Here is a 12,826-nt window from a genome sequence, read left to right on the forward strand (position 1 = left end):
CCCGCCGCTGCCCGCGCAGGCCGCCCTGACCGTCGAGCTGCCGTCGGGCCTGCACGACGTGACCGACCGGCCGCTGTCCAACGCCGACCTGTTCCCGCTCGCGACGCGCACCGCACCGATGCCGCCGCTCGCGAAATTCGCGTCGGGCACCTTCGGGATCGTCGAGCGCTTCGCCGAACCCGGTACGCCCGCGCTGGTGCCCGTCACGCTGCGCAACGTCGAGGCCGACCTGCATATCGCCGGCCTCAATGCGGGCGGTGCGCAATTCGCGAACCTGAAGGTCGAGAACGACACCGCGATCCGTCAATGGATGCGCACCGTCGACCGCTTCGACAACTGGTCGATGACGGCCGGCTCGATCGACGACCAGATTCCCGGGCTGCTGGAACGCAAGGGGCAACACCCCGTCTACGTGCCGCTCGAGGCCGGCGAAAAACAGCCGGCGCCGAAGAACCGCCGCATCGACGTGCGCTCGCTGTCGCTGCTCGCGGGCGAGCCCGGCGCGCAGGTGCTGACGCTGCCGAAGGCCGATCCGAAGGCGCTGCGTCCGTTCGAAGTAGTCGGCGTGCCGATCGACAAGCCCGGCTTCTACGTGCTCGAACTCGCGTCGCCCGCGCTCGGCCGCTCGCTGCTCGCGAAGCCGTCGAGCATGTACGTGCGCACCGCCGTGCTGGTCACGAACCTCGGCGTGCACCTGAAACAGGGGCGCGAGAACAACCTCGTGTGGGTCACGACGCTCGACAAGGGCAAGCCGGTGCCGAATGCGCAGATCCGCGTATCGGATTGCAACGGCGACGAAATCGCGGCCGGCAAGACCGACGCGCAGGGCCTGCTGAAGATCGACGGGCCGTTCGAGCCGAAGCGCGAATGCAGCTCGTCGGGACAGCGCTTTAACGACTATTTCGTGTCGGCCCGCGTCGACGATCCGAAGACGGGCCCCGACATGGCGTTCGTCAGCTCGGGCTGGAACCGCGGGATCGAATCGTGGCGCTTCAACGTGCCGACCGACACCGACAGCGCGCCGACCGTGCGCGCACATACGGTGTTCGACCGCACGCTGCTGCGCGCCGGCGAAACCGTGTCGATGAAGCATTTCATCCGCACCGAGACGCTGCAGAGCCTCGCGTTCCCGTCGCAATACCCGACGCGCGTCGCGATCCGCCATCTCGGCACGGGCCAGACCTACAAGCTGCCGCTCACGTGGGCAGCCGATCACAGCGCGGATTCGCAGTTCACGCTGCCGGCCGCCGCGAAGCTCGGCGAATACAGCGTCGAGCTCGAAGGCGGCCCGGACGATGCGCCGACCGCCACGTACTACAGCGGCAGCTTCCGCGTCGAGGCGTTCCGCCTGCCGGTGCTGAAAGGCTCGATCGGCGCGCGCGACGCGCAGAAGAGCCCGCTCGTCGCCGTGAAGGAAGCGCCGCTCGCGGTGCAGATCGACTACGTGTCGGGCGGCGGCGCATCGAATCTGCCGGTGCAGGTGTCGGCGCTGATGAAATGGGCATCGCCGCCGTTCGCGGACCGTTTCGAGGATTTCAGCTTCACGCCGTATCGCCCCGACACGAGCGACGGCAACGCCGACGACGATGCGCAGGACGGCGACAACGCGTCGTCGTCGGCGTCGAGCAACGATCCCGACGCGACCAAGCTGATCGCCGACAAGCTGCCGCTGACGCTCGACCGCAACGGCGCGGGCTCGGTCACGCTCAAGGGCCTGCCGGACGTCGACGCGCCGAAGCGCATTGCGCTGGAGGCGACGTTCGCCGACCCGAACGGCGAAGTGCAGACGATTCGCGGCGACACGATCCTGTGGCCGGCCGCGGTGGTGGCCGGCATCAAGGCCGGCCGCTGGGTGTCGGTCGGCCAGCGCGTGCCGGTGCAGGCGCTGGCGGTCGACCTGCAGGGCAAGCCGCGCGCGTCGGTGCCGATCGAGATCAAGGGCGTCGCGCGCATCACGACGTCGTCGCGCAAGCGGATGGTCGGCGGCTTCTATGCGTACGACAACAAGAGCGACACGCGCGACCTCGGCGTGCTGTGCTCGGGCAAGACCGACGACAAGGGCCGCATGGCCTGCGACGCGACGCTCGAGCAGGCCGGCAACGTGCAGCTGATCGCGGTCGCGAAGGACGGCGACGGCCGCACGTCGAATGCGTCGACGTCGGTATGGGTCACGCGCGAGGACGAACTCTGGTTCGGCGGCGACAACACCGACCGGATCGACGTGATCCCCGAGAAAACGTCGTACGAACCGGGCGAAACGGCCCGCTTCCAGGTGCGCATGCCGTTCCGCTACGCGACCGCGCTGGTTGCGGTCGAGCGCGGCGGCGTGATGGAAACGCACATCGTCGAACTGAACGGCAAGAACCCGACCGTCGACCTGAAGGTCGGCGAATCGTGGGGGCCGAACGTCTACGTATCGGTGCTCGCGCTGCGCGGCCGGATTCGCGAGGTGCCGTGGTACTCGCTCTTCACGTGGGGCTGGAAGGCGCCGGTCGAATGGGCGCGCGCGTTCTGGCGCGAAGGCCGCCACTATGAAGCGCCGACCGCGTTCGTCGACCTGTCGAAGCCCGCGTTCCGCTATGGCCTCGGCGAGATCAAGGTCGGCACGGGCGTTCACCGCCTCGGCGTGACCGTGACGACCGACGCGACCCGCTACACGGTACGCGGCAAGGCGCAGGCGCACGTGAAGGTCACGCTGCCGAACGGCCAGCCGGCGCCGGCCGGCACGCAGATCGCCCTCGCGGCCGTCGACGAGGCGCTGCTCGAACTGATGCCGAACAACAGCTGGGACCTGCTCGACGCGATGCTGCGCCGGCGCGCGTACGGCGTCGAAACGGCCACCGCGCAGATGGAAATCATCGGCCGCCGCCACTTCGGCCGCAAGGCCGTGCCGGCGGGCGGCGGAGGCGGCAGCGCGCCGACCCGGGAGCTGTTCGACACGCTGCTGCTGTGGAACCCGCGCGTGACGCTCGATGCGAACGGCAGCGCAACCGTCGAGGTGCCGCTGAACGATGCGCTCACGCGCTTCCGGATCGTCGCGATCGCGGCGGTCGGCCCCGACCGCTTCGGCACGGGCAGCACGTCGATCCGCAGCACGCAGGATCTGCAACTGATCTCCGGCCTGCCGCCGCTCGTGCGCGAAGGCGACGCGTTCCGTGCGCAGGTCACGCTGCGCAACACGACCGACCGCGCGATGCAGGTCGTCGTGACGCCGCGCGTGACGGGCCTCGACGTCGCACCGCAAACCGTGTCGCTGGCGGCGAACGCGGCGACCGAGGTCGCGTGGACGATCACGGTGCCCGAGCAGGCGCTCGATGCGGCCGGTGCGCTGAACTGGCGCATCGAGGCGGCCGAGCAAGGCGGCAAGCGGGCATCCGACGCGCTGGCCGTCGCGCAGAAGGTCGTGCCCGCGCTGCCGGTCACGGTGCAGCAGGCGACGCTCGCGCAGGTCGACGGCACGCTGACGGTGCCCGTGGCGGCCCCGACCGGCGCCGCGAACAATGCGCAAGGTCTGCCGCGCGGCGGCATCGCGGTATCGCTGCAGTCGAAGCTTGCCGACGGGCTGCCCGGCGTGAAGCGCTGGTTCGAGCGCTATCCGTACCGCTGCCTCGAACAGCAGACCTCGCGTGCGATCGGCCTGCGCGACCCCGCGCAATGGCAGGCGCTGATCGCACGGATGCCCGTCTATCTCGACAGCGACGGCCTGGCGAGCTACTTCCCGCCGTCGTCCGACGATTCGCACCACGGCAGCCCGACGCTGTCGTCGTATCTCCTCGTGGTGTCCGACGAAGCCAGCCGTCTCGATCCGCGCTTCGCGCTGCCGGAAGACCTGCGCACGCAGCTCGAAGCCGGGCTCGCGCGCTTCGTCGACGGCCGCCTCGAGCGCAACGCGTGGGCGCCGCGCCAGGATCGCGACCTGCGCAAGCTCGCGGCGATCGAGGCGCTGTCGCGCTACGGCGCCGCGCAGGGCCGCATGCTCGGTTCGATCGAGATCGCGCCGAACCAGTGGCCGACGTCGGCGGTGATCGACTATCACGCGATCCTGACGCGCGTGAAGGACATCCCGCAACGCGACGAAAAACGCGCGCAGGTCGAACAGATCCTGCGGGCACGCCTGACGTACCAGGGCACGCAGCTCGTGTTCTCGACCGCGCGCGACGACGACCTGTGGTGGCTGATGACCAGCAACGAGACCAACGCCGCACGCCTCGCGCTGGAATTCGCGGGCGACCCCGCATGGAAGGATGAAATGCCGCGCGTGACGGCCGGCCTGCTCGCGCTGCAACGCCAGGGCGCCTGGCAGACGACGACGTCGAACGCGCTCGGCCTGCTCGCGGTCGAGCGCTTCTCGCGGACCTACGAGAGCACGCCGGTCGCCGGCGCGACGAAGGTTGCGCTCGGCGGCAACGAGCGCTCGATCTCGTGGTCGCAGACGGCATCGGCCGCGCCCGCCGAGTCGCCCGCATCGGCAGCGCCGTCGGCGTCGGCCACGCCCGCGACCCGCGCGGCCACCGCGCGCAGCGTGCTGATGCCGTGGCCGCGTGCGTCGCAGGGGCCGGCCACGCTGTCGGTCACGCAGGACGGCACCGGCCGCCCGTGGGCGACCGTCGAAAGCCTCGCGGCCGTGCCGCTGCGTGCGCCGTTTGCTGCCGGCTACCGGATCACGAAGACCGTCACGCCCGTGTCGCCGGCCGTCAACGGCGTGCTGACGCGCGGCGACGTCGTGCGCGTGCATCTCGACATCGATGCGCAGAGCGACATGACGTGGGTCGCCGTCAACGATCCGATCCCGGCCGGTGCGACGATCCTCGGGTCGGGCCTCGGCCGCGATTCCGAAGCCGCGACGCAGGGCGAGAAAACGCCGGACGGCGCGTGGCCGGCGTTCATCGAGCGCGACTTCGACGGCTATCGCGCGTACTACGACTATTTGCCGAAGGGCAAATTCTCGGTGGAGTACACGGTACGGCTGAACAACGTCGGCACGTTCGGCCTGCCGCCGACGCGCGTCGAGGCACTGTATGCGCCGTCCGTGTACGGCCTGTGGCCGAACCCGCCGATGACCGTGAAGCCGGCCGACGCGGGCAAGTAACGAGCACGTGATGATCGATCTGGCTTTGCCGCGGCCGGCGCGTTTCGCCGGCCGCGTATTCGCCGCCGTCGTGCTGGCCGCGCCGCTCGTCGCGCATGCGCTGCCCGGCTACGACGACGTGCGCCGCAACTGGCGCAGCTCCGACTGGGTGCTGCTCGCGCGCGACGGCACGCCGCTGCAGCGCACGCGTGTCGACCTCGCCGAACGGCGCGGCGCCTGGGTGTCGCTCGCGGACGTATCGCCCGCGTTCCGCGAAGCGATCGTCGTGTCCGAGGACAAGCGCTTCTACGAACACAGCGGCGTCGACTGGCGCGGCATCGCCGGCGCCGCGTGGGGCAACCTGTGGAACGAGCGCACGCGCGGCGCGTCGACCGTCACGATGCAGCTCGCGGGCCTGCTCGGCGATTCGCCGCGCCGCTCGGGCCAGCGCTCGCTGCCGCAGAAGGCCACGCAGGCCGTGAACGCGCTGTGGCTCGAACGCAGCTGGCGCAAGGATCAGATCCTCGAGGCCTATCTGAACCTGGTGCCGTTTCGCGGCGAGACGATCGGGCTCGGCGCGCTGTCGCAGGTGCTGTTCGGCAAGGCGCCGTCGGGCCTCGACTCGCGCGAGGCCGCGATCGCCGCCGCCCTCGTGCGGGCACCCAACGCGGCCCCGGCGAAGATCGCCGAGCGCGCATGCCGAATCCTGCGCGACATGCAGGCCGGGCAGGCGTGCGCGTCGCTCGACGGCTACGTGCAGCTCGTCGTCGCGCGCCCAGCCAATACCGTACGCGACGACGGCGCCGCACTCGCCCCGCACTTCGCGCGGCGCATCGCGGCCGAGGTCAAGCCGGCGGCCGGCGCGCAGGTCCGCACGACGCTCGATGCGCCGCTGCAGCGCTTCGCACGCGACACGCTGATGCGCGCGCTGACCGAACTGAACGCGCCCGCGCACCGGCGCAACGTGCAGGACGGCGCGGTCGTCGTGATCGACAACGCGACCGGCGAGATCCGCGCATGGGTCGGCTCGTCGGGGGCGCTGTCGAGCGCGCGCGACGTCGATGCCGTGCTCGCGCCGCGCCAGGCCGGCTCGACGCTCAAGCCGTTCCTCTATGCGCAGGCGCTCGACGAGAAGCGGCTGACCGCCGCGTCGCTGCTCGACGATGCGCCGATCAACCTCGCCGCCGGCGGCGGCCTGTACATTCCGCAGAACTACGACAAGGATTTCAAGGGCTGGGTGAGCGTGCGCAGCGCGCTCGGCGGCTCGCTGAACGTGCCGGCCGTGCGCACACTCGTGCTCGTCACGCCGCACCGTTTTGCGCGCACGCTGACCGCGCTCGGCCTGCCGCTCGCGCAGGAAGGCGATTACTACGGTTTCAGCCTTGCGCTCGGCAGTGCGGACGTCACACTGCTGTCGCTGACCAACGCCTACCGCGCGCTCGCGAACGGCGGCGTCGCACGCAAGGTCGTCGACCTGCCGGCCGCGGCACCGGCGCCCGCATCCGGCGCAGCGGCGCCCGCGCGGCCGGACGCGGGCACGCGCGTGTTCAGCGAAGCGGCCAGCTTCGTCGTCACCGACATCCTGTCCGACAACAATGCGCGTGTCCGTACGTTCGGCTTCGACAACCCGCTCGCGACGCGCTTCTTCTCCGCGGTCAAGACCGGCACGAGCAAGGACATGCGCGACAACTGGACGGTCGGCTTCACGTCGCGCTATACGGTCGGCGTGTGGGTCGGCAATGCGGACGGCTCGCCGATGTGGGACGTGTCGGGCGTCACGGGCGCGTCGCCCGTGTGGTCGGCCGTCGTCGGCTACCTGCATCGCGACCTGCCGAGCCGTGCGCCGCGCGCGCCGGCCGGCGTCGAGACGCGCCGGATCGCGTTCGAGCGCGATATCGAGCCGGCTCGCAACGAGTGGTTCATCGCGGGCACGGCGGTCGACACGATCCGGCTCGCGGCGCCCGTCACGCCGGGCAAGGACGGCGCGCGCGCGCCGCTGACGATCGGCGCGCCGACCGACGGCACGATCTTCGCGATCGACCCGGACATTCCGCCGAAGAACCAGCGGATCTGGTTCGAGCGCTCGGCCGGACGCGCGACGAAGTTCGCGTGGCGGCTCGACGACAAGGTGATCGGCCATGCCGATCGCGTCGCGTGGCTGCCGTGGCCGGGCCGGCACCGGCTCGAACTCGTCGACGCGCGCGGCAACGTCGCGGATGCGATCGGCTTCGAGGTGCGCGGCGCGTTCGCGAAGCCGGCCGCGCGCAAGCGCTGAGCGGGCGAGCCGGCCCGACTGGCCGGGCATATTTGCTTTCGGCGGCTGGGCGGAAAAGTCGAGTGCAGTCGCCCGATCCTTCAACCGGACCGGCCAAGCCGCAAATCGTTGTGGACGGGGTGAATTAGTTCGACAATACCGGGCACGCGCTGCATCCGGGCGCCGACGACGAACCGACGCAGGCCGATTCCCGACCGACAGCGATGACACCCGAAACCGAGCGGAAACTACTTCGGCATGGCGTACAGATCATCCCGCTCTTCTTGGGTCTGTATGCCGCCGCCAGCCTGTGGGACGCGTATCGAAACGGCGGCATCCTGGAATGCCATCAGGCTCGCATGCACCCCATGACCTGCCGATGGATCACGCCGGACATGGGCGAGCACTTCCAGCGGCTGCTCGCCAGCCATTGGCACGTGCTCGGGCTCAGCATCCTGCTGAGCCTGTTGCTCGCTTACGTCATGGCGCCGGCCCGCCCCCCGCACCCATAACGCGTCTGCCCGGCGGTACCCCGCCTACGGCACACCGAACGGGCGAGCAGCACCGCGGTTCAGGACATAGAATGACAGCAGCGCTGCATCCCCGACGCGCCCCGGTTGCCTCATTCTCTCGGATTGCCCGCGACCATGAACATTCGCCTTACGCGCTTCACCCGCCCCGCGCTGGGCGCGTTGTGCGTCGCAACGCTCGCCGCCCTCCAAGCCTGCAACGGCGATGCGTGCTTCGGCGTCGACGCATGCTTCAACGACAACACGCAAACCGTCTCGCTATCGGGCACGGCCGCGACGGGCGACGCGCTCGCGAGCGCGCAGGTGGCGGTCAATTGCGCGGTTGGCTCGGCAACGACGCTGACGGACGGCGGCGGCAACTACCGTGTGACGCTCAACGCGGCGCTGCCGTGCGTCATCATCGTGGCGTCGGGCAGCGCGAGCCTGCATTCGCTCGCCTATGCGGGCGGCACCTTCAACACGACGCCCGAGACCGAGCTGATGCTCGTCTATCTCGCGGCGCAACTCGGGACGAACACGGCCGGGCTGATCGGCAATTTCCAGGGCAGCCTGCGCTATCAGCGGGCCATGAATAGCCCGGACACCGTGCAGGCCGCGCAATCGGCCGTGGTCACGAACCTGCAGCAGCGCTATGCGGTCACGCTCGCCGCGCCGGCATTCCTGACCACCTCGTTCGTGGTCGGGCAACCGGGCGTCGATGCCGATCTCGTCGCGCTGGCCAAGGCTGGGGCGGTCGATTCGAACGGGCTGCCGGACCCGGTTGCCGTGTCGCTGTTGCAGCAGGCAGGCGCCGCGCATCCGCTGTAAGCGCCGCGAGACGGGACGGGAAACGACCGTCAGGCGCCGCCTTCGCGCGCGTCGTCGGCCAGCAGCGCCCAGCGCTCGTGGTCGCGCCATTCGCCGCCGATGCGCAGATAGCGCGGCGAGAATCCCTCTTGCCTGAAACCGAGCCGCCGAACCAGCGCGATCGACGCATGATTGCCGGGCTGGATATTCGCTTCGAGCCGATGCAGCCCGAGTTCGCCGAACGCGACGTCGATCGCCGCCCGCAACGCGTCCGTCATCAGCCCCTTGCGGCTGAACTCCGCCATTCCGTAGTACGCAAGATAAGCGCTCTGAAACACCCCGCCGACGATCTCGTTGAGATTCACCACGCCGACCACCGCGCCCGATGCCCGCTCGCGCGCGATGAATCCCACGTTCGGGCCCGTCAGGCAGCGGGCGAACCATTGATCGAAGCCGGCCTGGTCGATGAACGAATCGACCCACGGCAGATGATGGCTCCGGCTCGCGCGGTTGGCAGCGATCAGGTCGGCGGCGTCGGACCGGGCGACGCGCTTCAGCAGAATCCGGTTCATGAGTCGGTCGACCGGCGGCTTACGCCGCCTCCCCGCTCCCGCACACCACCGGCGCCGCCTGCTGCCGCGACAGATACCGCAGCAGCTTCGTCACCATCCACACGACGATGAACGACAACGCGACGAAGAACACCGCCAGCGGCGTCAGCACGTGAATCGACACGAAGCCGGCGAGGCCCATCATCGCGGACGACACGAGCAGCAGCGCACAGCCGAGGATCGCGCTCGTCAGGCCGGCGATATGCGGAAACAGCGAATTGCCCTTGGCCATCAGCGTCGGATACATCGCGCCCGCGCAGAAACCCATCACAAGCACCGGCGTCGCGAGCGTCCACACGCGCAGGCCGACGGTCAGCGCCAGCACCAGCATCGCGACCGACGCGCCCGCCATCACGCGCGCGCCGATCCGCAGCCGTTGCTCGGCGCTCGGCAGCCCGCGGCCGTGAATCCGGTTCGACAGGCCGCCGAGAAAATACATGAGGCCGATGCCGAGCGCGAGATAACCGAAGAAGGTCGGCGGCTTGTGCAGCGTGGTCTGCACCATGAACGGCCCGACGATGTTGAACACCAGCAGAATGCTGTAGCACAGCCCCTGTGCGAGGAAGCAGCTCTGGAACACCGGGCTGGCCAGCACCTTGCCCGCGTTCGCCATCAGCGTACGCGGCTCGAGATGCACCGGCTTCGGCAAGGTTTCGCGGTAGCGCCACAGCAGCGCCCACATCGCCAGCGAGTAGACCAGCAGGAACACCAGGCAAGCGCGCCAGCCGAACCATTCCTGCAGGTGCGCCCCGATCACCGGCGCGATGATCGGCGCCAGCCCCCACGCGATCGACATGTACGTGAACGCGTGCATCAACGCCTGGCCGGAGAACGAATCGGTGATGATCGCCTTCGCCAGCAGGTTGGTGGTCGCGATCCCGAAGCCCTGCAGGCAGCGCGCCAGCACGAACGTCTCGAGGTTCGGCGCGCCGAGCGACAGCAGGCAGCCGATCGTGTAGATCACGAGCCCGAACGCGAGCACGCGCTTGCGGCCGTATGCGTCGGCGATCGGCCCGAAGATCAGCTGGCCCAGCGCGTAGGCCGCCATGTAGCCGGACACGCTCGACTGGATCGCCTGCGGCGTGGTCGCGAACGAACGGGCCATGTCGGGCAGCGCGGGCACGTAGATGTCGATCGCGAGCTGGCCGGCGGATGCGAACAGGCAGATCAGGAACAGCAGGAAGCGCGGCGAATTCGACTCGCGCGCGGGAGTGAGCGTGGCGTTCATGACGACTGGGGAAGGAGATCGGGCAGCAGTGCCGCATCGTCAATGTTCGAATGTCGAACATGCGTGCGGGGGTGGCGAATTCCGTATTGTGCCTGTTGTTGCACCGGGCGACAGGATGCCCCTGGCACGGGCGAGGTTGAATGCCGATGGCGGCCCGTTCCGACATGCGCCGACGGGGCCCGCCGGCGGCGGTTTTAATGTTGATTTAAGCCAACGGCCGCATCGTCTCGGATGGCTCACTCCGTGAGCCGCACGTCATTGTTGATTCGATCAGTCCCGTTTGATGGAGATACGAAGATGCGATTCCGTTCGTATATGGCGGCGGGCGCGCTGACGCTGGCGCCCGTGTTCGCCCTGGCCGGGCAGGCCGGCGCGCCGGCCGTCGCCCAACCGATGTTCGTCAATGTCGACGGGCAGGCCGTGCCCGTGAAAGCCGAAACGCGCGTCGTCCAGACGGCCGTCGGCCCGATGAAGGTCAGCACGTGGCGCTGGCACAGCCCGCAAGGCGGCGCGAGCTTCGAGATGCAGACGTCGTCGGGCGGCCTGCCGCCCGCGGCAGCGTTGCGGCAAATGCAGGTTGCGCAGTACCGGATGCAGGCGGCGCAGGCCCAGATGGTCGCGATGCAGCAGCAGATGATGGCGCTCCAGCACATCGCGCTCGCCAACGCATTCGCGATGCCGATGCCGCAGCCCGTCGGGTTCGCGATGGCGCCGTGGGCCATGCCGGAACCGGTCGTCGTGATCGTGCCGGTGCAACCTTCCGCGCGTTCGATGGCACCCGCTCCCGCCCCGGCGGCGCCGGCACGGCCGGCCGCGCGCGGGCCCGAAATCAAGGCCTGACGCGCACGCTCGACGCACGAGCGGGCGGGGCCGCAAAGCGAAACCGCCGGCATGTGCCGGCGGTTTTTCATGGGTGGCGCGATATCGCCACGACGCGGTGCTCAGTACTGCGCCTGATCCGTCGGATTCTTGAACAGCTGCTTCATCTCCGCCGACAGCGGATAGTTGAGGCTGACACCCTTCGGCGGAATCGGCTGCATGAACCACTGGTCGTACAGCTTCTCGGCCGCACCCGAGGTCTGCATCTTCGCGATCACGCCGTCGACGACGCGCTTGAACGCCGGATCGTCCCTGCGCATCATGCACGCATAGTTTTCGTGAACGAGCGGCGTGCCCGCGACCGTGTACGCCCCCGGGTTGCGGTCCTTCGCGATCTCGCCGTACAGCAGCGGCTCGTCCATCACGAACGCCACCGCGCGCCCGGTCGTGACGTTCATGAACGCTTCGGCGTGATCCTTCGCGCTGATGATCGTCATGTTCATCGCCTTCTCTTCGTTGAGCTTGCGCAGCAGGCGCTCGTCCGACGTACCGGCCGTCGTCGCGACCGTCTTGCCGGCCAGGTCCGCGAAGTCCTTCACGCCCGAATCCTTGCGCGTGCTGAAACGAATGCCGTACAGAAAGATACTGTTCGAGAACGCGGCCTGCCTTTGCCGTTCGAGCGTATTCGTCGTCGAGCCGCATTCGAAGTCGATCGTCCCGTTCTGCAATAGCGGAATGCGGTTCTGCGACGTGATCGGGATTTCCTTCACCGCGAGGTTCGGCAGGTTCAGCTCCGTCTTCAACTGGTCGATGACGCGCGACGCGATGTCCCGCGAGTAGCCGATGTTCTTCTGCTGGTTGTCCGAATACGAGAACGGCACCGACGACTCGCGAATGCCCAGCGACACGACGCCCGTGTCCTTGATCTTCTTCAGCGTACCGGTAAGGGCCTGCGCGTGCGCGGCGCCGGCCAGCGCACAGGCCAGCGCGACGGCGAGACAACGGAAACGGCGATCCATGCATGTCTCCTGATGAAACGTTGATCGAATCGCGATCCTACGCCCGACAATATTCGCGTCACATCAGGGCAAGCGTAAGCAACCTTCCGCCCGAGCTCGATCCTGAAAGATGTTTTCCGTGCCGCGCAAACCGGCCCGCGCCATTCGGCTCGCCCGGCGACGCCACGTGCGGGCTCGTGCGCGCCGTCTGTGCCGATCGTTCCAAACGCGCGTTCATGCTGCGACGCACCAACGGAATCGTTTGCGGCACCCCCTGTTTTTCTCGCGAAACGCACTCAAGAAGCCGCCGCGCACGCCGTTACCCAGTGCATGGCGCGTCGCAGCAACCTGCTGCAACCGTCAGACAAAAACACAAGGTCCGGCTCAGCCGGACCGGCGCCACCGCCGGCACGACGGTTATCTACGAGGATCAAGTTTCAACATGAGAGCCAAACGTTTCAATTTCGCGCTGGCGCGCCCCGCACATGCGCGCATGCTCGCCGGCATGCTGTCCGCAGCCGCCCTCCTGCCC

Annotated in this window: 8 protein-coding genes; 5 read left to right on the plus strand and 3 right to left on the minus strand. The window is 68.8% G+C overall.

The window, feature by feature from the left end; translation table 11 throughout:
• The 4 genes from H3O04_RS28330 to H3O04_RS28345 all read left to right on the plus strand — a co-directional run.
• Nucleotides 1–5,089: alpha-2-macroglobulin family protein (locus tag H3O04_RS28330; RefSeq protein WP_202588933.1), on the plus strand; the 5,089-nt coding region annotated here is incomplete at its 5' end.
• A 10-nt stretch (nucleotides 5,090–5,099) separates the two neighbouring features.
• On the plus strand, nucleotides 5,100–7,343 hold the full coding sequence (pbpC, locus tag H3O04_RS28335; protein ID WP_202588934.1) for a penicillin-binding protein 1C: 2,244 nt from the start codon (nucleotides 5,100–5,102) through the stop codon (nucleotides 7,341–7,343).
• Nucleotides 7,344–7,546: 203 nt separating this feature from the next.
• Entirely contained in the window at nucleotides 7,547–7,834 is a 288-nt protein-coding gene (locus H3O04_RS28340; protein WP_006478874.1) for a hypothetical protein, read from the plus strand.
• Nucleotides 7,835–7,969: 135 nt separating this feature from the next.
• On the plus strand, nucleotides 7,970–8,659 hold the full coding sequence (locus H3O04_RS28345; RefSeq protein ID WP_202588935.1) for a hypothetical protein: 690 nt from the start codon (nucleotides 7,970–7,972) through the stop codon (nucleotides 8,657–8,659).
• A gap of 29 nt (nucleotides 8,660–8,688) precedes the next feature.
• Here H3O04_RS28345 and H3O04_RS28350 read toward each other — a convergent pair whose 3' ends face one another.
• Nucleotides 8,689–9,210: a GNAT family N-acetyltransferase gene (locus H3O04_RS28350; protein WP_069231232.1), complete on the minus strand. Its 522-nt coding sequence runs from the start codon at nucleotides 9,208–9,210 to the stop codon at nucleotides 8,689–8,691.
• A 19-nt stretch (nucleotides 9,211–9,229) separates the two neighbouring features.
• Nucleotides 9,230–10,477 (minus strand): multidrug effflux MFS transporter, encoded by a 1,248-nt coding sequence (locus H3O04_RS28355; RefSeq protein WP_006478871.1) that lies wholly within the window; start codon nucleotides 10,475–10,477, stop codon nucleotides 9,230–9,232.
• Between the two features lie 297 nt (nucleotides 10,478–10,774).
• On the opposite strand from H3O04_RS28355, the gene H3O04_RS28360 reads away from it, so the two are divergent.
• The gene (locus H3O04_RS28360; protein ID WP_023476478.1) at nucleotides 10,775–11,317 is read left to right on the plus strand and encodes a hypothetical protein; all 543 of its coding nucleotides are present in this window, start codon (nucleotides 10,775–10,777) and stop codon (nucleotides 11,315–11,317) included.
• A 101-nt stretch (nucleotides 11,318–11,418) separates the two neighbouring features.
• Here H3O04_RS28360 and H3O04_RS28365 read toward each other — a convergent pair whose 3' ends face one another.
• Complete coding sequence (locus H3O04_RS28365; RefSeq protein WP_006478869.1) at nucleotides 11,419–12,315, minus strand: glutamate/aspartate ABC transporter substrate-binding protein; 897 nt, start codon at nucleotides 12,313–12,315, stop codon at nucleotides 11,419–11,421.
• Between the last annotated feature and the right edge of the window lie 511 nt (nucleotides 12,316–12,826).

This window comes from Burkholderia sp. KCJ3K979 (assembly GCF_016759955.1).
Taxonomy (GTDB): Bacteria; Pseudomonadota; Gammaproteobacteria; order Burkholderiales; family Burkholderiaceae; genus Burkholderia; species Burkholderia orbicola.